Raw genomic sequence first — 23,388 nt, 5'->3', positions numbered from 1 at the left:
CATTATGGACCGTGTAGGATGCCGTGCGTGCTATTTGCGTCCGGCGTGCTGCTTTGTTTGAGCGTAGCGAGTTTCAGCACGCCAGAAAATGGCACTCTCGGCAAGAGGAGTGGAGCACGCGAACCAGCCAGGGGCCAGGCGGCCGACGGTAACCTCTCCAGAAGAACCTCTCAGACCGCCGTTGGCGGCCAGCTCCCCTAGTATGGGAGCCTTTTGTATTCCTGCACTTTATCCCGAACAACGAACAATTTAAAAAGAATGTCACACGAAGGTTTGGCCATCCGCTAACCCCTAGTCACTAGCTGCTAACCACTAAAAAGGCGCTGTCGCATCGCGACAGCGCCTTTTTTTTATTTCTTTCCGTTCTTTCCGTGTTTCTTTTCGAATGCAATCATGTGTGCTTCTTGGTCGGTATGGCCTTCGGCTTCCGCCTGGGCGATGAGGGCGACCATTTCTTCATAGGCTTCGGGGATGACTTTGGTCAGGTGAGTGACGGTGTCGTCCCAGTTTTCTAAGAGGATATGGCCCAAGTTGCTGTCCGTGTATTTGACGTGTTTTTCCAACATCGTCTTGACGGCCGCTTTTTCATCGTCATCCGTGAGCGGTTCCAGTTTGACCAGGTCTTTATTGCATTTGTTCGGATCCAGGTCATAGACGTAGGCGATACCGCCGGACATGCCGGCAGCAAAGTTGCGCCCTGTCTGGCCGAGGATGAGGACCCGGCCGCCGGTCATGTATTCGCAGCCGTGGTTGCCGACGCCTTCGACGACGGCGCTGATGCCGCTGTTGCGGACGCAGAAGCGTTCACCGGCCGTGCCGTTGATGTAAGCTTCGCCGCTGGTCGCGCCGTAGAAGGCGACGTTGCCGATGATGATGTTGTCTTCCGCCGGGAAGACCGATTCCCGCGGCGGCGATACGATGATCTTGCCACCCGACAGGCCTTTGCCGAGGTAATCGTTGGCATCGCCTTCCAGGGTCAGTGTCAGGCCATGGGGGATGAAGGCGCCGAAACTCTGGCCGGCCGAACCGACGAAGGACAAGATGATCGTGTCTTCGGCCAGGCCTTTTTCGCCATAGCGTTTGGTGATTTCACTGCCCAGGATGGTCCCGGTGACGCGGTCCGTATTCTTGATGCGCAGGCGGGCGCGGATATGTTTCTGTTCTTCCAGGGCCGGACGGCACATGCGGACCAGTTTGGACATATCCAGGGTCGTGTTGATCTTGTGGTCCTGAGGTGTTGTGAAGTGCTGGCCGACGGAAGCGTCGGTGTACGGACGGTACAGGAGGTTCTTCAGGTTGACCGTCTTGGCTTTCCAGTTGCCGAAGTGATCGCGCTGTTTCAGGCAATCGTAGCGGCCGACCATTTCGTCGATGGTATGGAAGCCCAGGCGGGCCATGATTTCCCGCAGGTCCTGTGCGACGAAGCGCATGAAGTTGATGATGTATTCCGGTTTGCCCTTGAAGCGTTTGCGCAGTTTTTCGTCCTGTGTGCAGACGCCGTACGGGCAGGTGTTGAGGTGGCAGACACGCAGCATATGGCAGCCGATGGCCAGGAGCGGCGCCGTACCGAAACCGAAGACTTCAGCGCCGAAGAGGGCGGCGATGGCGACGTCGCGGCCGGTGAGCAGTTTGCCGTCGACTTCCAGGGTGACGCGGTCGCGCAGGCGGTTGAGGAGCAGTGTCTGCTGGACTTCGGACAGGCCGATTTCCCAGGGCAGGCCGGCATGGCGCAGGCTGGTACGCGGCGAAGCGCCGGTCCCGCCGTCATAGCCGCTGACGACGATGTCGTCGGCTTTTGCTTTGACGACACCGGCTGCAATCGTGCCGATGCCGGCGCCGGACGTCAATTTGACGCCGATCGTAGCCTTGCGGTTGGCGTTCTTGAGGTCGAAGATAAGTTCGGCCAGGTCTTCGATGGAGTAGATATCGTGATGAGGCGGAGGTGAAATGAGGGCGACACCGGTCGTAGCATGACGGGTCTTGGCGATGTCCGGGTAGACTTTATTGCCCGGCAGATGGCCGCCTTCACCCGGTTTTGCCCCCTGCGAGCATTTAATCTGCAGTTCGTCGGCGTGGATGAGGTAATCGCTGGTGACGCCGAAACGGGCCGAGGCGACCTGTTTGATGCGGTCGTTCGTTTCCGTATTGAAGCGGGCCGAGTCTTCGCCGCCTTCACCGGTGTTGCTCATGCCGCCTAAGCGATTCATGGCCGTAGCGACACATTCATGGGCTTCCTTGCTGAGGGCGCCGTAACTCATGGCACCAGTGCGGAAGCGCTTGACGATGGAGTCGACCGGTTCGACTTCTTCGATAGGGATGCTGCTGCCGGCAGGATATTCGAAATCCAAGAGGTCGCGCAGGCGGAAGATAGTCTGGCGGTTGACGTGGTCGGCGTATTTCTTATACGTCGCATAGTCGTCGTTCTGGACGGCCTTCTGCAGGAGCTGGACCGTTTCCGGGTCGATGATGTGCGGCTGGCCGCCTTTATGGTACTGATAGAAGTCGCCCCGTTCCAATTTATCGCCTGTGCTGTACGCTTCTTCGTGGCGCAGGGCGTTTTCTTTGGCGATTTCGGCAATGCCCAGGCCTTCGATGCGGGACGGCGTGTTGCAGAAATATTTGTCGATCAAGTCCTGCTTGATGCCGACGGCTTCAAAAATCTGTGCGCCGTGGTAGCTGTGGACTGTAGAAATGCCCATCTTGGACATGACGGCCAGGATGCCTTTGACGGCGGCGTCGATGTAGTTCTGTTTGGCCGTTTCATAATCGATTTTCTGGAGCTTCTTGTTGGCAATGAGTTCCTTGATCGATTCCAGGGCGATGTACGGGTTGATGGCCGTAATGCCGTAGCCGATGAGGGTGCAGAAGTGATGGACTTCGCGCGGTTCGCCCGATTCCAGGATGAGGCCGACGTCGGAACGGACGGCCTTGTCGATGAGGTAATGGTGCAGGGCTGCCGAGGCCAGGAGGGCCGGGATGGCGGCCATGCGGGAGTTGACGCCGCGGTCGGACAGGACGAGGATGTTGGCGCCGTTCTTGATGGCCTTCAAGGCGTCGATGCACAGCGATTCGATGGCCGTTTCCATGCCTTCGGCACCGCTGTTGACGGGATAGAGCATGGACAGCGTGGCTGCACGCAGTTTCGGCGTCATGAGGGACTTGATGACCGACATCTGTTCGTTGGTCAGGATCGGTCCTTTGAGGTATAAGGCTGCCGTCGATGCTTCGTTCGGTTCCATGATGTTGGCGACGTTGCCGGCCATGACTGCCGACGACATGACCGTCTTTTCGCGGACGCCGTCGATAGCCGGGTTGGTGACCTGGGCAAAGTTTTCTTTGAAATAATCATAGAGGAGCTGCGGACGGTCGTTGAGGACGGCCAAAGGTACGTCGACGCCCATGGAGTCGATGGCGTGCTGGGCATCGCGGGCCATGGGCAGGATGACTTTGTCCATGTCTTCCTGGGTATAGCCGAAGACCTTTTCCTGTTCCTTCAGGTCATAGGGGATGATGGCATCGCTGTTGGCGATGTTCTGGCCCGTCATGAGATCGTCGAGGTTGACGATATGTTCTTTGTACCATTCATGGTAGGGGTGTTCCGTGGCGATTTCATGCTTGATTTCGTCGTCGTCGATGATGCGCTGTTTATTCGTATCGACGAGGAGCATCTTGCCCGGTTCCAGGCGGCCTTTATAGAGGACGTCTTCCGGCGGGATGTTGACGACGCCGACTTCGGAACTTACGATGACCCGGTCGTCGCGGGTGACATAGTAGCGGGCCGGGCGCAGGCCGTTGCGGTCGAGCATGCCGCCGATGACCGTGCCGTCGCAGAAGCCGATAGCTGCCGGGCCGTCCCACTGTTCGAGCATGAAGTTATGGTAGCGGTAGAAATCACGTTTTTCATCGCTCATGAGGGGATCCCGTTCCCAGGGTTCCGGAATCATCATCATCATGGCGTGGGGCAGGGAGTGGCCTGTCATGTACAAGTATTCCAGGCAGTTGTCGAACATGGACGAGTCGCTGCCCGTATCGTCGACGACGGGGAAGACTTTTTCCATATCCGGGAAGAAGTCCGATTTCGACTTGCCTTCACGGGCGTTGAGCCAGTTGATATTGCCCTGGATAGTGTTGATTTCCCCATTGTGGACGATATAACGGTTCGGATGGGCCCGGGCCCAGCTGGGGAAGGTATTGGTACTGAAACGGGAATGGATGAGGGCCATGGATGTGACGAAATCCAGGTCCGACAGGTCGAGGAAGAAGTGGCGCAGCTGCATGGACGTCAGCATGCCCTTGTAGACGATGGTCTTCGACGACAGGCTGGCGATGTAGAAGTCCGTGCCGTTCTTCTGGCTTTCCGGGACGATGGCTTTTTCGGCCAGTTTGCGGATGACGTACAGTTTCCGTTCAAAGTCCATTTGGGTCTTCATGGTCGGGTCTTTGCGGATGAAGACCTGCAGGAAATGGGGACACGTCTGTTTGGCGATATTGCCGATCAGGCTTTCATCGACCGGGACGTCGCGCCAGCCGAGGATGGACAGGCCTTCGGAGCGGACGATGTCTTCAAAGGCTTCCATCTGTTTCTTGCGGAACGTTTCATAGCGGTGGGCAAAAATCATGCCGACGCCGTAGTCGCCTTCGTCGGGCAGGGAAAAGCCCAGGACTTCACATTCGCGTTTAAAGAACTGGTGTGGAATCTGGACCAGGATGCCGGCGCCGTCGCCGCTGTTGGCGTCGGCCCCTTCGGCACCGCGGTGACGGAGGTTTTCCAGGATGGTCAGGGCATCGTCGATGATGCCGTAGGACTTCTTCCCTTTTATATTGGCAACGATACCGATGCCACAGGCATCGTGTTCATATGACGGATCGTACAGGCCCTGCGGGCTCGGCAGATCGCGCATTTCTTTATTCATACGTAATCCCCCTTTGGGTATACAAAAACGAGCCGTCACTGTATGAGAGAGAAGGCTCGTATATACTGTGGTGTACCTATGATTATAAACAATTTGTGAAGTCGATGCAATGATTTTCTTGCATGTTTTCGTAAAAACACTGATAAATTTAATGTAAAAATCAAATTTAACCGATTTTTTAAAGGAATTATTGGGAAAAACGTGCGAACTGTTCCCGGAAGAGGCTGGCACCACCGTTTGCCGGATGGCGCATGGCCAGGGCCGGGAAGCCGGCATTTTGCAGGGTTTCTGCCGATTTCCTGCCGATGGCGGCCAGGCGGATATCGGGACGGCAGTACTGCAGCAGGGCTTTGGCGTATACGAGGCCTTCGGCCAGCTCGCTGTCCGTCGGCGTGCGGTTGGAAAAAGGCGAAGCCTTATAAGGATGGAAGGGAAAGATGTTCCATAACAGGACGTCGCGCGGATCCAGGCCGTTATCGACAACGGCACCCCAGACATAGGTGTCCGTCGGTTCATTCATGCCTTTTTCCCGCTGGGGCCGGCTGGTCATGTAAGGGCTGTCGGGCCGGCTCGTGCGCTGGCCGCGATGGCCCAGGATGATGGCGGAGCCTATCTGTTTATGCTGGTCCAGGAGCATGCGTTCGCAGGTGATGGGGATGCCTGTGAAGCGGCAGCCCTGGTAGCCAGCGGCTTCGGCGACGAGGACGATGCGGGCCTTGGACAGGCGCGGCGCCAGGTAGTCACGCAGCTGCTGGCAGCGGATGGCCGGGGCGTCCGGACCGAGGTCACAGGATTCGTCGTATTCGGACCAGGGATTGAAGACGCCTGGGCGATGATAGGTGCAGAGTTTTTGGATGAGTTCTTCCATGGGAAATCCTCCTGTCCTAAGGAATGGGCTTGAAAACGTGGTATGGGCCGGATTGGCCGGTTTCATGGGTCAGATTGAAAAATTTCGAGGCTTTATAATCCTTATATTTCCCTTCCGGGACGACGATCGTCAGGGACTGATGCTGGGTCAGTCTGGTCAATACCTGAGCTTCTGCCTCTGTCGGGTAGACGTGTTTCTTGGCCCAGACGGCATCGCGCTGGAGCCGGGCGCTTTCATCGTAGTCCGCCGGTGCCGTCCAGTACGCCGGCTGTCCCGTATAATAGGGATAGGACGTGCGGTATTCTTCAAAGAAATAGACCGGGCCCTGATTGGCCAGGCTCGTCAAGGTCTGGGCCGACCGGTACTGATAGAAGGGCACCAAGACCTGGAAGGTCACGATGAGGTAAGTGACGGCTGTCGCCGTGACGAGGAAAAAGGGCAGGGCCAGATAAGCTTTCTGCCACCAGGCCAGCCAGGTCAGGATGGCCATGATGATCAGGAAGACAGTCAACAAGAGCAGGCTCGGGACCGGAAAGGGAGTTTTTCCCGTAAAGGCTGTCAGCGAAGCGAAGAGCAGGCCGTAAAGGGAAGCCGGGATGAGGGCTGCCAGCCAGGCATAGCGGGCGTCTTCGTCGAGCCAGTCCTGCATCGTGCAGGCGCCGAGATATAAGAGGGGCCAGTTGGCGATGTACGCGTATGTCGGGTATTTCGTCGCCATGAGGCTGTAGAACAAAATCGTCCCCAAGGCCCAGAGTGCCATGAAGACGTATTCATCGCGATGGCTGCGCCGCCGCCACAGGCCGTACAGGCAGGGACCGGTCCAGGGCAGGAGGCTGACCGGGACGAGGACGATATAATAATACCAGACATCGTATTCGGGATGTTCCGATACGGTGGCCCGGACGACGTTGTTGAAGCCCAGCAGGCCGTCGATGAAGTCCATGCCATGGCGGTTGTACATGGGACCGTACCAGCTCAGGCAGAGGAGGAGAAAGAGGACGATGCCGACTGGCGGGAAAAGTCTTTTAAGATAATCGGGCCGGCGCTGGATGGCGATAAAGAGCAGCAGGAACAGGCCGGGCAGGACCAGGCCGACCGGGCCTTTGGTCAGGACGGCGCCGGCTGCCATGACATAAGCTGCCGTGACGTAGCTTTTCTTTCCTTCGGTCAGGCCGATGTAGGCGAAGAACAAGGTAGCGCCACTGAAGAAATACAAGGGCTGATCGGTGATGACAGAACGGCTGATGAACCAGCCGATGAGGGACGTGGCTGTCATGGCGGCGAAGAGGATGGCTGTCAGGCGGCGTCCTGTCTGGCGCAGGGCGAACCAGGCCGCCAGGGTGCATGAAGCTGCGCCGAAGAGGACGGCCGGCAGGCGGGCAGCCAGGTCGGTCGTACCTAAAAGACTGTAGGACAGGCTCAGGAGCCAGTACAGGAAAATGGGCTTATCATACCAGTAGGTGCCGTAAATCTGCGGAGAGAGCCAGTCGCCGCTGCGGACCATTTCTAAAGCCGTCAGGGCGTAATTCGATTCGACCGGGTCGGTGACGGCCAGCTGGGAGATGCCGGCGGCCAGGAAGAGGAAAGCCGCCATGAAGATGACGGCCAGGAAGGTGCGCTGTTTCATGGGATACCTCCTAGGGATGATTGATGAGGATGACCTGCGTCGGCGTTTCGGCGGCGATACCGAAGCGGTCGATCAAGTGTTGGGACTTGGCCAGTTTGTGGAACGTCGATTTCGACATGATGAGGAAAATCTTATCCTTTGTCTGTAATAAGGCTTCCAGGTCCGGGTCCTTGACGGGGTCCCACTCGCGCCCGTACATACCGCTGTAATAGGAGATACCCGGGCGCAGGAACTTTTCGATATAGAGCATGGAATGGCCGTCGTAGACGTCCGGCAGGATCTGGGCCGTGTCATAGGAGGTGACATGGCCTTTGAACTGGGGAATGATGAAGCCGAAAGCGGCCCAGGAGAAAGCGGTCATGGTCACGATGCCGGCGATGAAAGCGGTCCGATAATAATGGCGCCATAAGCAGACCGCCGGCAGGAACAAGGCCGCTGCCAGCAGGCAGGAACCCCAGAGGATGGCCGGACGGAAAAAGGACGCTTCCTCGTGGAGGGGGATGGCATTACAGGCTAGGACGGCCAGCCCCAGGAAATATAAGGTCAGGAGCAGGGGCCGTGAGAATTTTCGTTCGATATAGCAGCGGTAGCCGTACCAGCCCAGCAGGTAAGCCGTCGGCGGAAACATGGGGGCAATGTACGTGACCAGCTGGGTCTTGGAGAAGGAGAAGAAGAGGAAGATGAACGCGGCCCAGACCAGGCAGTACTGCAGCGTATCCCGGAAGGGGTCCCGTTTTTTGAACAGTCGCCAGAGCGTCGGGAACAAGGCCGCTGTCCAGGGCATCATAGCGGCGAAGAGGATGGGGATGAAGAAGAAAATACTGTTCTGGCCCGGATGTTCCGGCGCGGCGAAGCGGGTGATGTTGTGATAGCCGATGAAGGTGTCCAGGAAGACTTCGCCGTGGACCTTATACATCAGGAAGTACCAGGGCAGGCCGACGGCAAAAGCCAGCAGGATGCCCTGGGGGATCTTCATGTGTTTCATGAGCGTCCACTGCCGTGTCCAGGCCAGGTAGATGAGCATGATCAGGGCCGGGAAGGCATAGCCGACGGGGCCTTTGGCCAGGAGTGACAGGCCGCAGAAAATATAGGCTATATAATACTTTTTACGGTAAAAGGAAATCATCGTCACCGTCAGGGTGAACATGAGGGTCATGTCGGTGACGGCGGCCTTGCCGATATACATGAAGCCCGCACTGGTCACCAGGAGCAGGGCTGAGAGGAAGGCGATGGGTTTATTGAATAATTCTTTCCCCTGGACATAGACGTACAGTGTCGTGGCCAGGGCCATGATGACGCTGGGCAGGCGGGACGAGATGTCGGAAATGCCGAAGAAGCTGTATGACAGCATTTCCAGCCAGTAGAAGAGTGGTGGTTTATCGTACCAATATTGGCCGAAAATGCGCGGCGACAGCCAATCCCCGGCCAACAGCATTTCCCGCGCCGTTTCGCCGTAGACCGGTTCGTCCGGGTCCATGAGGGGCGCAGCACCTAAAAATGGCAGCAAGATGATTGCTGCCACTAAGGCGACGGTCAAGCCGTACCGATTTTTTAAGAACCATTGTTTCATGCTACATTTCTCCGGCGGCGTTTATGCCATACGAATACGACGGCGGCGACGACACAGAGGGCAGCGACGGCCATGAGGAAGATGTGGTTGTACTGGATGAGGTCGCGCCAATGGCTGCCCAAGAGAGAGCCGGCCCATACGAGGAGCAGCGTCCAGGGGATGGTACCGATGATGGTGAAAATGACGAAGCGCCAGAAAGGATAGCGGGCTACGCCGGCCGGGAAGGAAATGAACGTGCGCACGCCGGGCAGGCAGCGGCAGATAATGACGGCGATGCCGCCGTACTTGTTGAACAGGTCTTCGGCCATGCGGAATTTGCGTTCATTGAAGAAGATGTATTTGCCATACTTTAACAGTAACGGCCGGCCACCGTAAGAGCCGAGCCAGTAGCTGATGATCGAGCCGACGACACCGGCGATGCAGGCTACGGCAAAAGTCGTCCAGAATGAAAAAATCTGCTGGGAAATGAGGAAACCGGCGAACCCGAGTACGACTTCGCTGGGAATGGGGATATTGGCATTTTCCAATGCCATAGCCACGAACATAGCGATATAGCCATACGATTCCATGAGTTGTAATAATGTATCCAAGTAGGCACACTCCTTATCCATAATGTAAAGAAACAAACTTGCTATCTATCATAGCACAGATGGCCTGCCGGGGCTAGTATTTCGGACCATTATCCCTTGCTTTTAAAGCATGGGATGTGGAGCAGGGCATAGCGGCAGAGCAGGTAGCCATAAATCGCCAGGACGAGGGCCGTAATGACGATTTTCAGCCATAGGGCGACGGCCAGAGGCTGTAAGAACCACATCGAATGGATGATGATCGGTTCGCTGACGAAGAACAGGCCGTAGGAAATGCGGTGCAGCGTGTGGGACCAGGCCGTATGCGCGTTGAACTGCTGGCGGAAGCAGGCCGACAGGCCCAGGACAGAAGCGATGAGCAATAACGTCGGTGTCAGCGCCGTCAGGATCGTCGCGCCTTTGCCGGGCATCCAGGCCGCGTAGACGCCGACCATGATGGCAAAGCCCAGGAGCCCGTTGCCCTTGGGCTGATAGCCGGACGGCGTGAACCAGCGATGGCGGAAGGCATAGACGCCTAAGCCAAAGGAGAAGAAAGACAGGACCAGCCAGTCCGGACGGACTTGGGCGATATAGGGGATAGCCAGGGACTGGGGCAGGCAGGCCTGGCAGAAGAAGAGGGCCGCTGCCAGGATGACGATGAAAGCCAGCAGGAACGGGACGGAGGGCTTCGAGGCGATGCGATGCTGCAAGATGTTATGGTTGAGCTGTTTGACCAGGGCTAATCCGGCAAAGAGCAGGAAGAGCCAGGGCAGGACCCATGACGTGACCGGCAGGCTGGCAGTCACCAGTTGTTCCTCCATGCCCAGGAGCAGCAGGACCAGGCCCGGCCAGCCCAGGCGTTTCCCTTTATCCTTGAGGAAGAAGGATATCGTGCGGATGCGCAGGGCCGAGGCTCCGAAGTAGGCACTGATGAAAAAGACGATGGAAATGGCGATGACCGCACTTTCCTCATAGAAAGCGTGCCAAGGCTGAAGCAATAACGCGGCCAGCGTCAATACGACGGCGGCACTGCGCAGATTATCGAAATAAATGAAGCGGTTCATGGGAATGACCTTCTTTCTTTGAGGCGGAGAAAACATTTTGCTTGTTCTTTCCTTCCTATCTATACTATAATACCATTATAACGTTTTCTTAACGGATGTAAAAAATATTTTGAAAGAAGTTGAGCCTATTATGATTTCTACGGAAGACAGCATCATCCGCCTGATTATAGCCCTTATCCTGGGCGGACTCATCGGTTATGAACGGCAGGCCCAAAGCAAGTCTGCCGGCCTTCGGACGCATACCCTGGTCTGCGTCGGTTCCTGCTTGTGCATGATTATATCCATCAACATCGCCATGGATTACTATTTCACCTTCGGCTACAACAATTCCGACCCCGAACGGATTGCGGCCCAAGTCGTATCCGGTGTCGGTTTCATCGGTGCCGGTACGATCCTGGCCAATCAGAAGGACCGCAGCGTCCGCGGCTTGACGACGGCTGCCGGCCTCTGGGCTGTTTCGGCCATCGGCCTCGTCGTCGGTGCAGGCTATCTCACCATTGCCTGTGTGGCGACGGCCCTGATTTTCCTGGTCCTGACGGTCTTCGTCCGCCTCGATGCCCGCCTGGAAGGGCGCTTCCACAAGAAGTATGTCATGCACCTAGTCATGAAGAACAATATCGGCCAGGCCCGGAAATTATCGACGTTCATCCACGATCATCATATGCATATCAAAACGTTCCATTCGCATAATGATGATGACGCGCCTTTGGCAGATATCGACATCGAATTGAAGGCGGCCCATCACATGGATGAGACGGAAATCATCAGTCAGCTCCTGGCGATGAAGGGCATCAAACAGGCGACGTTCCATGTCGATGACGGTAGTCAGGGACAGGAAAATCATGGACACTGAATTTTGTATACAAGATACTTTTTGTGTATACAGTATTTTATGCTTTTCGCTATATAAAAACTCTTTTCATAGTGCTATAATGTAGGACGTCAGGACATTTGGGGAGAACAAGTGTCCACGGAGTAAACGCTACATGCAGAGAGGGGTTTTTCATTATGACGATTATGGCAGCATCGAGCCGAGAAGGCAAGACTTTACGTGACGTGGTATTCGCCGCTGGAGCGGCAGCCCGGGAGGCGGCAGCGCGGTATGGAGAAGAGAAAGTTATCAACGCGACTGTTGGCTGTTATGCCGGTGAAGATGAAAAACTGGCTTGTCTGCCTGTCGTCGAACAGTTATACCGCTCTTTGCCGATGAGCGATTTCATCACTTATGCGCCGCCCATGGGGCTGGAAGGCTACCGGAAAGCCGTCATCGATGAAACCTTTGAAGGCTGTCGGCCCGACGGCTATGTCGATGCCGTAGCTACGTCAGGCGGCACCGGTGCCATCCACATTGCCATTGCCAACTATTCGGAAGTCGGCGATGCCGTCTTGACGACGGACTGGCGCTGGAACATCTATGACTGCCTGTGCCAGGAAATCGGCCGCGATCTGCATACGTTCTCGATGATGGATGACCAGGGCCATTTCAATACGGCCGCGTTCTCGGCAGCTGTTTCCCATATCCTGCACCGCCAGGATTCGCTGCTCATCATCCTCAATACGCCGGCCAACAACCCGACGGGCTTTGCTCTGTCCGATGCAGAATGGGCCGATGTCCTCGAAGTCTGCCGCCTTCATGAAAAGAACGGCAAGCGCATCAGTATCCTCGTCGATATCGCCTATATTGCCTATGCCGGCGAAAAGAACCGCGTCCGCTCGTTCATGACCCAGTTCGCAGGCCTTCCGGAACATATCTTTACCATGTTTGCTTTTAGCATGTCCAAAGGCTATACGATGTACGGCCAGCGCGCTGGGGCCCTCGTTGGCTTGTCGTCGAGCCAAGCTGTCATCGAAGAATTTACCAATCTGGGCAAATATTCCGCCCGCACGGCCTGGTCGAACATCAACCGCGCAGCCATGACGCTCCTGACCCGGATACGCAGCGACCGCGACCTCATGGCCCAGCTCGATCTGGAACGCCTGGCCTTCGCCAAGAGCTTGCGCCGCCGTGCCGATATCTTTACATATGAAGCCGACCGTTGCGGTCTCTCTTATGTGCCTTATAAAGGGGGCTTCTTCATTTCCATCCCGACCCAGAAATCAGCTGCCGTCTGCCAGGCCCTGGAAGACGACCTGGTCTTTGCCGGCCCCCTGGCTCAGGGCGTCCGCCTCGGCGTCTGCTCCATCCCGGAAATCAAGATGCAAGGCCTGGCCGCTATCGTAAAGAAAGCCATGGACCGCGTAGAAGGAAAGACCGATCTCCTCGTAGCCGGAAAATAAATGTTAGTAGTTCGTAGGGGCCGTCCCAAAGGGCGGCCCGTTTTTTTTTATTTGCAAATTCCTATCACAACCTGTATAATGGATATATAAACTTTTTATTATATACTACTTGAACGAAAATGTAAAATTTTTTTCGAGAAAAAGAAAAGCAGGATTACGGATAGGAGGATGCTACATGGATGGGCTAGATCGGTTTATGGGTTGCATGTTTGGTGGCGCTGTAGGCGACGCTTTGGGGTTCGTCATTGAATGTGATGATTTGAAGACGATTCATAAGAAATACGGTCCTTATGGATTGCGTACTGTTTTAAAATCGGCTAAAAATGGCAATAAGAGCCTGATTTCGGACGATACGCAGCTGGCTTTGTTCACGGCTGACGGCATGCTGTGGGCTGACCACGACGGACTGGAACCTTCAGATGGACTGTATCGGTCGTACATGCGCTGGTACTATACGCAGACAGAACGCATCATTCATCCGGAACAGGAAAAATGGATGAAGCGCCAGCCCCATGAAGTCGATTGCGACTACGACATCATGGGAGAAGAAGAACTCTTTGCCCGCCGCTCGCCGGGAAAGACCTGCCTGACATCCCTGGCCTCAGGGAAAAAGTTGTCCCGTCAGGAACCGATGAACCACAGCTGTGGCAGCAGCACGGTCATGCGGGCGGCGCCCATTGGCTTGTTTTACGCCGGTGACCCGGAAAAGGCCTTTGCCGTCGGCTGCCAGGCTGCCAGCCTGACCCACGGCGGTCCGGAAGCGTATTTGCCGACGGCGACACTGGGTGCCATGATCGCTTTCCTGGCGGCAGGAAAGGATATCAGCACGGCCCTGGGAGGCGCCTTGCGCATCTTACAGGGGGACCCGGAAGGGACGCCGCTCATGAAGACCATCCTGCGGGCTGTTGACGAAGCCGTGACCGACCGCAACCCGGTTCACTCCATGAAGAAGCTGGGACTGGGCAAGAAAGGCGATGAAGCCTTGGCCCTGTCCGTGTACTGCGTCCTCAAGACGGGGCATCTGAAAGATGCTGTCCTCATGGCCTGCAATCAGGATGGTGACAGCGATACGTGCGGCGCCATCTGCGGGAATATCATGGGCGCTCAGGATGGAGTCCAGGCCATTCCGAAGAGCTGGCGCGGCCATTTGGAATGTGAAGCGTTGATCCGCAAGCTGTCACAGTGCCTGTACGACCATAGCCAGGCTTCCCGGGAGGCCTGCCATTGATGGGTTTCAGGAGACTGCCTGGCCTTCCCTCTTGACATTATAGGAGTATTCCCTATAATAAGTATATTATTTCTTGGCGTCGTGAAGATGCCGGATCGGGGGAACGAGGATGATTGAATCGATTGACCGGGCCCTGGCCGTTTTACAGCTCTTTTTAAAAGAAGAAAGGCCCCTCAGTGTGACCAGTATCAGCAAGATGATGGAACTTCATAAGAGTACGGTCAGCCGTACTATGGATACGCTGGAACGGCGCGGATTCGTCCAAAAAGACAACGAAACGGGGAAATACTGGCTGGGGCTCCAGGTCTATGCCCTGGGGATGCTGTTCCGGGAAAAGGATAAATTCCCCAAAGTCGCCTATCCCTATGCCAAGGCCTTGTCCCTGCAATGCAACGAAGGCGTCCACATCACGACGTTTGCCCATAACGGAGCGCCTTATCCGCAGCACATCATTTTAGAAAAGATAAAGTCGCCCAGGACGATTGATACGGCACCACCTGTCGGTGCCGTCCGTCCGGCGTATTGTTCGGCGTCGGGCAAGTGCCTGCTCGCTTTTTCACCGGAATACCTGCACACCTACACGGGATGTACGCTACAGAAGTTTACTGAGTATACCGTGACCGACTGGGGCGATTTGCTCCAGGAACTGGAAAAAATCCGCCGCCGGGGCTATGCCGTAGAACGGGAAGAAGTGGAACTCGGCATGGCCTGCATTGCGGCGCCTATTTTTTATGGCGGCCATATCACGGCAGCTATCAGTCTATCCGGACCGGCGGAACGACTGGCTGGGGAAGAACGGAACATGGCCATTGAGGCCGTCAAAAAGACGGCAGCTGACATCAGCAAGGCCCTCGATTGAAGGAAAAAACAATAAAAAAATAATAAAATTAAATATTTCCCTATATGAATTGTTTTTACATGAAAATTATGCAAAAGGGGAATATAGAATATGCATTTGCAGAACTGGACTTTTATGGTACAATAACCGTGGATACTACATTCGGGTCACAAGATTGTCTGCTGTAAGATGAAAAAATATTTTCCTTTTCGTCGGCAGCAGTGTGGGAACAGCTTGGGATCTTATCCACGATTCGAGGCGAAAGAAGAATGAAAACAACAATCAGCATGGCCGCAACGACTGTACCGCGTGTGGTCCACCCGTATAAGACACGGAATGGCGGAGCTACCGTCACGGTTTTCGTGCCTTACAACTGTCACAATCATTGTCCGTTCTGCATCAACAAGGCAGAATATGAAGACATGACTGGTTTTTCCGAAGAGGCTATCTGCCGGAGCATCCGCCTGATGGATAGCATTACGCCGTTCTGTGACTTTGTCTTCACTGGCGGCGAACCTTTTGCCAATATGGAATCGCTGCAGCGTATGCTGGACTGTATTCCTGTGACACATAAGGTATACATCAATACGACCTTGCCGGTCTTTGAAAACCAATCGGAAGACGACATCGTCGCCTTTACGGAACGCAACCGCCATAAGATTACCTGCATCAACGTATCGCGCCATATGCAGCATTATGTACAGGAATCGAATGACGCTCTCTTGAGCCGTCTGGCTGTTCCTTTCCGTATCAACTGTGTATTGTATAAGAAATATCCGGCTGACCAGCTCAAGCCGTACCTGGAACGGTTCCGCCACATCGACGGGGCATCGATCCAGTTCCGTTTCGACTATACGGAAACGACGCCGGACAATCTCTATGAAGAAGGTCACGACCATATCCTTCACGACTTGAAGAAAATCGCCGATTATACCGGTCTTGATGGCTGCCGCATGCGTTGTGGCTTCCATTTCGACTACAAAGGCATGGAACTGACCTATCATAAGACCCTGCCGTACAGCACGGTCATCGAACGGGATAGACGGGATGACAAAGAATACGACATCCTCTACGATATCCTCATCAAACAGACCGGGGACATCCATTCTGACTGGGATGACACGCCCTTGGATATCGAAGCCTATAAGCGCGTCGTCTTTGAACCGTATGACCTCAAGTGGATCCAGCGGTCGCGGACGGGCCTGAGCAAACGCCTGCCCTTCCTCAAGACGGCCTGCGCCATCTTCCATTGATTTTTGCCGCGTGAAGGCTTTGGAAACTACAAACTGCAAACTTAATACGCCAAAAGAGGCTGTCTTCATGCGACAGCCTCTTTTTACTGTTCTTTTCCAGTGGAAATCGGGTATAATAGAGATAATCGATTTTTATGTAAGGAGGTACGTCCATGGCTGTTACCGTATTATTGGGCAAGGCCGGAAGCGGCAAGTCGACGCAGTGCTATCGGGAGATACAGGCCTGTGCGGCTGCCGGCGGCAAGGCTTTGCTCCTTGTCCCTGACCAGGCGACATATGGCGCCGAACGGCATCTGGCTGAACATTCAGAGGGACAGGGCTTTATAGGGACGCAAGTCGTCGGTTTTTCCCGCCTGGCTTATAACGTGTTCCAGGAACGGGGCCTGGCCCATGCGTCTCTGTCCGAACTGGCCCGGAAGATTATTTTACAGCGCCTGCTGCACAAGGGGGAAAAAGAGTTTTCCGTCTTGCAGACGGCGGCCAGACAGCCGAATTTTGCCGATACGGCTGGCCGTTTCTTATGGGAATGTCGGTCTTTCTGTGTCACACCGGATGCCTTGCGTAAAGCTGCCGAAGCCGTCCCCAATCCGACGCTGTCGCATAAGCTGGAAGATATTTCCCGGCTCTACGGAGCGTATCAGGATTTTCTGGCCGATCATTTCGGCTCGGCAGACGATACGATGACCCTGCTGGCCCGGGAAGTCGGTCATTATTCCTTCCTCCAGGGCGCCCATGTCTGGGTCGACGGGTTTCAGTGGTTTACACCGCAGCAGATGGAGATTTTGCGGCAAATGGAACGCGTGACGGCGCAGGTGACGATTACCCTGACCATCGACGAGGAACACCTGGAACAGCAGCGGCGGGAAACGGCTTTGTTTCACCGGGCTTATGAAGTCTATCGCGATTTAAAGACCCTCTTTCCTCATCTGGAAACGACCAAGGTAGCCAAAAGGCCGGACGGCCCGCTGACGGCCTTTCGCGACGCCTTCTTCCGGCCTGTACCGGCTGAAATGACACAGCCCGTATCGGCCCTGGAAATCTGGGAATGTTCCGACAGGGACGGCGAAATCGACAGCGTTGCCCGGAAAATTGCCGCTCTCTGTCATCAGGGCTATCGTTATCGTGACTTTCTCGTCCTGGCCAGGACGAGCGATTTGTACCACGACCGGGTCGAACGCATCTTCCGGCGCTACGGCATCCCCTGCTTCAGCGACTATCGCCGGCCCATGACCAGCCATCCGGCGGCCGAGGCGATTTCGGCCCTGTTCGGCGTCTTCCGCAGCCGCTGGTCCCATGAGTCGATTTTTCGCCTGCTCAAGACGGACCTCTTTCCCGTGAGCCGCCACGATGTCGACGATTTGGAAAATTATTGTCTGGCTTACGGTATCCAGGGCCGCCATTGGCTGCGGGATGGCGAATGGACCTATGGGCGCCGGCAGGAACAGCCACAGGTCGTGGACGAACGGGAAGAAGCCTGCTTGCAGCGCATCAACGACATCCGCCAGCGCGTGCGGGATATCCTCTTCCCCTGCTGGAACGAAGCCCAGGAATCCCATTGCCTGCGCGATTGGTGTACCCTGTTGTACCGATGGCTGTGCCGGCTGGGCATCCCCGACGCCTTGCGCCAGTGGCAGGAAGAAGATGAACAGTCGGGCCTTGCCGAAGAAGGCAAGGAACACGAACAGGTCTGGAAGCGCATCGGGACCTTCCTCAATGAAATCGTCAGCCTTTGCGGCGACGATGAAACGGATCTCGATGAATTTTCCCGCATCGTCGAAGATGGCCTGGGCAGTCTGAAATTCAGCCTCATTCCGCCGACGCTGGACCACGTGACGCTGACTGCTGTGGAACGGGGGTATACGATGCAGGCGAAAGTCGTCTTTTTATGCGGCGTCAATGACGGCATCTTTCCCCAGCACAGCCAGGAAGAAGGGCTGTTCAGCGATAAGGAACGCCACCGTCTGGCCGACCTGGGTATCGTCCTCGGGCCGGGGAGCCGCTTCCGTTCGTTCCAGGAACGCTTCTTGTTCTATTTAGGCGCGACCCGGGCCAGTGAACGATTCGTCGTATCTTATGTCGTCGCTGACGATGACGGCAGCGCCCTGGAAAAGGCGTCGTGGATCCATCAGCTCTGTGATAAGGGCTATACAGCCGGCATCATCCGCAAAGATACGAAAGTGCCGCCCGGTCAGGAAGCCGAGTATCTGCTGGCTTTGCCGGCAGCGCTGGACTACCTGCCCGGTCATTTGCGGCCGGCTGCGGAAGGCCAGGCCGTCGATCCCGTCTGGTGGGCTCTCTATGACTGGGCCTGGCAGCATGGCTGGCGCCATCAGGCTGTCCGCGCCGTGCAGGGCCTGTTTCACACGAACCTGCCCGTCACCTTGCCGGAGGCGCTGGTCCGCCGCCTGTTCGCTCCCGATGGGACTTTGCGGGGGTCGGTCACGAAGTTTGAGCAGTACCGCAGCTGTCCCTTTGCTTACTATTCCCGCTACGGCCTGGGGCTGGAAGAACGGCCGCGCTATCAGTTTGCCGCCCCCGACCTGGGCATGCTGGTCCATGGGGCCCTGCGCATCATCGGGGAAAAACTGCTCCGCGAACAGAAGCAGTGGCATGACATCCCGGACAGTGAAGTCCCGGCTATCTGCCGCCAGGCAACGGATGAACTGGCCCCACAGGTCCAGCACGATATCCTCATGTCCAATGCCTATTTCGCCCAGATCAAGGAGCGGCTCATCCAGACCCTGACCCGGACGGTACGCCGTCTCAGTGCGTTCAGTGCCGTGTCCGATTTCCATATGGAAGGGCTGGAAAAATCCTTCGGCCGCCCGGGCAGTCCCTGGGAAGCCCTGCGCTTCACCTTGAAGAACGGCCTCCACGTCGTCGTCACCGGGCAGATCGACCGCATCGATACCCTTCGCCAGGGAGAACATAAGTATGTCGTCATCATCGATTATAAATCGGGGCGCAAACAACTCGATATCAGCCAGATTTTCACGGGCCTGGAACTGCAGCTCCTGACCTATATGTTCGTGGCCCTGCTCAATATTGGCGGCGATGCCATTCCGGCTGCCGTGCTGTACTGCTACGTCCGCAATGACCGGGTGTCCCTGGAATACCGCGTCAGCGATGAGGATAAGAAGAAGCTCTATGAGTCTAAGGGAAAATTGACCGGCTTCTACCTCGACGATGGCCAGGTCATGCAGCAGCTGGATACGTCGATGCAGGGCTTTTCCGATTTCCTCAACTTGAGGCTGAAAAAGGACGGTACCTTAAGTGATGCGTCCCACACGCTCTATAATGAAGCGGGCTGGAGCCACCTGCTCGACTGGGCGGCCCGGCAGATTGAGGATATTGCCGGCCATATCGGTGACGGCGATATTTCCATCCATCCCGTCCTCCTGGGACAGAAGGCACCGTGCAGCTATTGTCCGTACCGACCGGTATGCCGCTTCGATGTGGCCATGGCCGGCAACACCTATGATGCTGCCGGACGGGAAGATAAAGACGATATGATCCGCAAGATGTTTGATGAAGGAGATGACGAACATGTCCTGGACAAATGAACAGCAGGCAGCCATTGACAGCCGGGGACAGACGCTGCTCTTGTCGGCAGCTGCCGGTTCCGGGAAGACGGCCGTTTTGGTGGAACGAATCATCCGCCGTCTCCTGGATAAGGAATATCCCGTCGATATTACCGAATTATTAGTCGTTACCTTTACCAAGGCTGCCGCTGCCGAAATGCGCGACCGCATCGGGACCGCCCTCATGAAAGCCTTGTCGGAAACGCAGGACCCCCGCGTCGAACGGCAGCTGGCCCTGCTGCCATCGGCCCAGATCTCGACGCTCCATGCCTTTTGCCAGCATGTCATCCGCAAGTATTTTTATACGATTGACCTGGACCCGGCTTTTTCCATTGCCGGTGAAGAAGAATTGAACCTCTTGCGGCGTCAGGTCCTGGAAGACGTGTTCTTGTCCTATTATGAAGACGATGAAAAGGCATCGGTTCTCTATCCGCTGGCCGATATGTTTGGCAGCGACCGCGGTGACGACGTGCTCATGGATACAGTGAGCCGCATGTATACCTATGCCCGCAGCATGGCCTGGCCGGAACACTGGCTGAAAGCGGCGGCCCAGGCCTATGACGTGGCTCCCGATGCCGTCATCGACGATATGGTCTGGGCGGAACCGGTCAAGGATGCCGTGCGCCGTATCCTGGAAGAAGATGTCCGCCGTTATGAAGGCGTGCTCTACCACCTGCGCCAACGCGAGGCCTTTGCGCCTGCCTGTGACCAGTTCACGGCGGAACAGGCCGCCCTCCGGCAGGCTGTACAGGCGCAGTCCTGGAATGATCTGAGCCGCTTCGTCCGGGCCATTGATTTCCCGCGCCTGAAAGGGCTGCGGAAATTATCCGATGAAGATAAGGCTGTCTGGGAACGGTGCAAGAAAGTGCGGGATGACGTCAAGAAAGATATCACCAAGACGCTGCAGCCCGTTTATTTCTCGGCGACGCCGGAAGAATGGCTCGACGGCATGCGGACCATGAAACCGGTCATGGCGGGTCTGGTGACGCTGACCCTGGATTTTGCCAAAGCCTATGGGGCAGCGAAGAAAGAAAAGGGCTGGATCGACTTCAGCGACTTGGAACACTTTTGTCTGCAGATCCTCCTGGCACCTGACGCATCGCCGGAGCATCCCGTGCCGTCAGCAGCGGCGGAAGAACTGCGCAGCCAGTATGAAGAAGTCTTCATCGATGAGTACCAGGATACGAACGGTGTCCAGGAACTCATTACCCGTCTCGTCTCGGGCGACGATAACCGCTTCATGGTCGGCGATATCAAGCAGAGCATCTACCGCTTCCGCCTGGCCGACCCGACGTTGTTCCTCGATAAATACCAGTCCTTCAGCCGCGATGAAAAGGCCGTGCAGCGCTGTATCGACCTGGGGCGGAACTTCCGCAGCGTCCCGGTCATCCTCGATGCGGTAAATGACGTCTTTTTGCGGGCCATGACGAGGGATGCTGCTGGCATGGACTATGGAGAACGAGAAAAACTCTATGCCGGCCGGCAGGCTCCCGATGATGACCGCTGGATCGGTGGTCCTGTCGAGGTCGATATCGTGCCGACGGCAAAGGACGACGAAGACGATGACGGCAGTACGGCCTTTGAAAAGGAAAGCCGCTTCATTGCCCGCCGCATCGGCGAGCTCCTGGCCAGCGGCCGTATGGCAGCCCGCAAGGACGGTACGCTGGAGCCCTTGTCCTATCGCCATATCGTCATCCTACTGCGCTCCATGGCCGGCAAGGCCGACGTCCTCATCCAGGCCTTGCAGGAAGGGGGCATTCCGGCCTATGCTGAACAGAGCGGCGGTTATTTTGCCGCCGTCGAAGTCCAGGTCATGTTGTCTCTCCTGCGCTGTATCGATAATCCGGAACAAGACCTGGCCATGGCGGCGGTCCTGCGGTCGCCCCTGGTCGGATTGGATGAAACGGCCCTGGCCGATGTCCGCCTGGCGGGGGACGGGACGCTGTGGCAAAACCTGCCGGCCTATGCGGCAGCCCTGCCCGAAGGGGACGATAAGAAGGAAGACCTGCTGCAGTTCATGGAGACCTTTGATTCGTGGCGCACGTACAGCCGCCGCCATGGTGTAGCAGAGCTCTTGCAGCGCCTGTACGATGATACGGCCTATGTCGATTTCGTCGGGTCCATGCCGGGCGGTGATGTGCGCCAGGCCAACCTGAAGGCCCTGTACGACCGGGCCCAGCAGTATGAGGATGCCGGCTTCCGCGGCCTGTTCCGCTATTTGCAGCTCATGGACAAGATGAAAGAAGACGGCCTCGACCTGGCACCGGCTAAAGTCGTCAGCGAAAATGAAGACGTCGTGCGCATCATGAGTATCCACAAGAGCAAAGGCCTGGAATTTCCGGTCGTCTTCGTCGCCGATCTGGGTAAAGCCTTCAACCGGCGCGACATGCAGGACCAGATACTCTTCCACAACCGCCTGGGCATCGGCCTCAAGCAGTATGACCCGGAATGGCGCATGTCTTACCCGACGCTCATCTGGAGCGGCATCGCGGCCCAGCTGCGCTGGGAAGGGACGGCCGAAGAAGAACGTATCCTCTATGTCGCCATGACCCGCGCCAGGGATCAGCTCATCCTGACAGGCCACAGTACACATGTTGCCGATGACTGGCAGCGCTGGACGAGCCGCCTCAACCCGGCCCAGGCCAAATCGTATTTCGACTGGGTCATGCCGGCGGCGCTCGACACTTTCGGTGCCCGGGCCGATACGGAATATGCCCGGCCCGGGGCAGCTTGGCAGGGCGATATCTGGGACGTACACATTACGCCGGCTGGGACGGCGGCTGCAGCCGATGACGAGGCCTGTGAACAGGAACCGCGGCTGGAAGCTTTGCGGCGCGGCGATGCGACGGGGACGCCCATCCCGGACTGGCTTGACGCACAGCTGTCCTGGCAGTATGCCTATCCCCAGGCCGTCCGGACAGCGGCTAAGTTTTCCGTATCCGAAGTCAAACGAAAATACCAGGAACTGCATAGTGATGAACTGGCCGAAGAAGAGGGCCTGTCCATCCCGGCCGGTGCCGTCATCGCTGCCGCACCGGGCGAAGACGATGCCTTTTCCGAACTGCCGCCCTGGCTGGCCGAAGAAGAAGAGAAAGTCAGCGGTGCCCAGCGCGGGACGGCCCTGCACAAAGCCCTGCAGTATATCACGCCGGCTGCGGACCAGACCGTGGATACATTGCGCCGTGAAATCGAAACCTTTGTCCGACAGGGGGTGTTGAGCCGTGACGAAGCAAAGCTGGTCTACGTGCCGGTCTTAGCCGCCTTCTGTCAGTCTGACCTGGGCCGGCGCATGGCCATGTCGCCGGAGCTGCATCGTGAATATCCGTTTACCGTGCTTTTGGCCGGCAGCGATCCCCTGCCTGCTGTGGAAGGGGGAGAACGCATCTTGATCCAAGGGGTCATCGACTGCCTCTTCCGCGAAGACGATGGCTGGATCCTCGTCGACTACAAATCGGACCGGCTGGAAAGGGAGGACGCTTTCCGCAAGCGCTATGCCGTCCAGCTGGCCTTATACAAACGGGCTGTCGAACAGATTACGGGCAGGCCCGTCAGCGAAACTTACATTTACAGCTTGCATTTACAAAAAGAAATCAGAATATAAGG

At 56.5% G+C, this 23,388-nt stretch carries 13 protein-coding genes; 7 read left to right on the top strand and 6 right to left on the bottom strand.

What is annotated here, in order from left to right; translation table 11 throughout:
• Positions 1 to 350: 350 nt before the first annotated feature.
• The 6 genes from gltB to NOS26_RS02825 all read right to left on the bottom strand — a co-directional run bounded on the left by gltB (position 351) and on the right by NOS26_RS02825 (position 10,608).
• Positions 351 to 4,913, bottom strand: coding sequence for a glutamate synthase large subunit (gene gltB / locus NOS26_RS02850; protein ID WP_255917235.1), 4,563 nt, complete (start codon positions 4,911 to 4,913; stop codon positions 351 to 353).
• A 187-nt stretch (positions 4,914 to 5,100) separates the two neighbouring features.
• Complete coding sequence (locus NOS26_RS02845) at positions 5,101 to 5,781, bottom strand: uracil-DNA glycosylase (RefSeq protein ID WP_014015271.1); 681 nt, start codon at positions 5,779 to 5,781, stop codon at positions 5,101 to 5,103.
• 16 nt (positions 5,782 to 5,797) lie between these two features.
• The gene (locus tag NOS26_RS02840) at positions 5,798 to 7,408 is read right to left on the bottom strand and encodes a glycosyltransferase family 39 protein (RefSeq protein ID WP_022497943.1); all 1,611 of its coding nucleotides are present in this window, start codon (positions 7,406 to 7,408) and stop codon (positions 5,798 to 5,800) included.
• 10 nt (positions 7,409 to 7,418) lie between these two features.
• Positions 7,419 to 8,978, bottom strand: a complete 1,560-nt coding sequence (locus NOS26_RS02835) for a glycosyltransferase family 39 protein (protein WP_255917234.1) — start codon at positions 8,976 to 8,978, stop codon at positions 7,419 to 7,421.
• Entirely contained in the window at positions 8,975 to 9,568 is a 594-nt protein-coding gene (locus tag NOS26_RS02830) for a DedA family protein (protein ID WP_014015268.1), read from the bottom strand. The genes NOS26_RS02835 and NOS26_RS02830 overlap by 4 nt, the downstream gene beginning before the upstream one ends.
• Positions 9,569 to 9,657: 89 nt before the next feature.
• The gene (locus NOS26_RS02825; protein WP_022497941.1) at positions 9,658 to 10,608 is read right to left on the bottom strand and encodes a hypothetical protein; all 951 of its coding nucleotides are present in this window, start codon (positions 10,606 to 10,608) and stop codon (positions 9,658 to 9,660) included.
• A 130-nt stretch (positions 10,609 to 10,738) separates the two neighbouring features.
• On the opposite strand from NOS26_RS02825, the gene NOS26_RS02820 reads away from it, so the two are divergent.
• From NOS26_RS02820 to addA, 7 genes are all read left to right on the top strand, one after another.
• Positions 10,739 to 11,461 carry an MgtC/SapB family protein gene (locus NOS26_RS02820; protein WP_014015266.1) on the top strand — a complete coding sequence of 241 codons (723 nt, stop codon included), beginning with the start codon at positions 10,739 to 10,741 and terminating at the stop codon, positions 11,459 to 11,461.
• Positions 11,462 to 11,616: 155 nt separating this feature from the next.
• Positions 11,617 to 12,885: a pyridoxal phosphate-dependent aminotransferase gene (locus tag NOS26_RS02815; RefSeq protein WP_255917233.1), complete on the top strand. Its 1,269-nt coding sequence runs from the start codon at positions 11,617 to 11,619 to the stop codon at positions 12,883 to 12,885.
• Between the two features lie 175 nt (positions 12,886 to 13,060).
• Positions 13,061 to 14,113 (top strand): ADP-ribosylglycohydrolase family protein, encoded by a 1,053-nt coding sequence (locus tag NOS26_RS02810; protein WP_014015264.1) that lies wholly within the window; start codon positions 13,061 to 13,063, stop codon positions 14,111 to 14,113.
• 109 nt (positions 14,114 to 14,222) lie between these two features.
• Positions 14,223 to 14,972, top strand: a complete 750-nt coding sequence (locus NOS26_RS02805; protein ID WP_014015263.1) for an IclR family transcriptional regulator — start codon at positions 14,223 to 14,225, stop codon at positions 14,970 to 14,972.
• 248 nt (positions 14,973 to 15,220) lie between these two features.
• Positions 15,221 to 16,204: a 4Fe-4S cluster-binding domain-containing protein gene (locus tag NOS26_RS02800; protein WP_255917232.1), complete on the top strand. Its 984-nt coding sequence runs from the start codon at positions 15,221 to 15,223 to the stop codon at positions 16,202 to 16,204.
• Between the two features lie 152 nt (positions 16,205 to 16,356).
• Positions 16,357 to 19,767 (top strand): PD-(D/E)XK nuclease family protein, encoded by a 3,411-nt coding sequence (locus tag NOS26_RS02795; protein WP_255917231.1) that lies wholly within the window; start codon positions 16,357 to 16,359, stop codon positions 19,765 to 19,767.
• The gene (gene addA / locus NOS26_RS02790; protein ID WP_255917230.1) at positions 19,751 to 23,386 is read left to right on the top strand and encodes a helicase-exonuclease AddAB subunit AddA; all 3,636 of its coding nucleotides are present in this window, start codon (positions 19,751 to 19,753) and stop codon (positions 23,384 to 23,386) included. Before NOS26_RS02795 ends, addA begins: the two co-directional genes overlap by 17 nt.
• The last annotated feature ends 2 nt before the right edge of the window (positions 23,387 to 23,388 follow it).

The organism is Megasphaera sp. SC8-1, from assembly GCF_024436295.1.
Lineage (GTDB): Bacteria > Bacillota > Negativicutes > Veillonellales > Megasphaeraceae > Megasphaera > Megasphaera elsdenii.
This window is presented reverse-complemented; position numbering and strand designations above follow the sequence as displayed.

Bases quoted from the DNA above. Each gene is read 5' to 3' on its own strand.
- gltB (WP_255917235.1), bottom strand. From the start codon at position 4,913: ATGAATAAAGAAATGCGCGATCTGCCGAGCCCGCAGGGCCTGTACGAT.
- NOS26_RS02845 (WP_014015271.1), bottom strand. From the start codon at position 5,781: ATGGAAGAACTCATCCAAAAACTCTGCACCTATCATCGCCCAGGCGTC.
- NOS26_RS02840 (WP_022497943.1), bottom strand. From the start codon at position 7,408: ATGAAACAGCGCACCTTCCTGGCCGTCATCTTCATGGCGGCTTTCCTC.
- NOS26_RS02835 (WP_255917234.1), bottom strand. From the start codon at position 8,978: ATGAAACAATGGTTCTTAAAAAATCGGTACGGCTTGACCGTCGCCTTA.
- NOS26_RS02825 (WP_022497941.1), bottom strand. From the start codon at position 10,608: ATGAACCGCTTCATTTATTTCGATAATCTGCGCAGTGCCGCCGTCGTA.
- NOS26_RS02820 (WP_014015266.1), top strand. From the start codon at position 10,739: ATGATTTCTACGGAAGACAGCATCATCCGCCTGATTATAGCCCTTATC.
- NOS26_RS02815 (WP_255917233.1), top strand. From the start codon at position 11,617: ATGACGATTATGGCAGCATCGAGCCGAGAAGGCAAGACTTTACGTGAC.
- NOS26_RS02810 (WP_014015264.1), top strand. From the start codon at position 13,061: ATGGATGGGCTAGATCGGTTTATGGGTTGCATGTTTGGTGGCGCTGTA.
- NOS26_RS02805 (WP_014015263.1), top strand. From the start codon at position 14,223: ATGATTGAATCGATTGACCGGGCCCTGGCCGTTTTACAGCTCTTTTTA.
- NOS26_RS02800 (WP_255917232.1), top strand. From the start codon at position 15,221: ATGAAAACAACAATCAGCATGGCCGCAACGACTGTACCGCGTGTGGTC.
- NOS26_RS02795 (WP_255917231.1), top strand. From the start codon at position 16,357: ATGGCTGTTACCGTATTATTGGGCAAGGCCGGAAGCGGCAAGTCGACG.
- addA (WP_255917230.1), top strand. From the start codon at position 19,751: ATGTCCTGGACAAATGAACAGCAGGCAGCCATTGACAGCCGGGGACAG.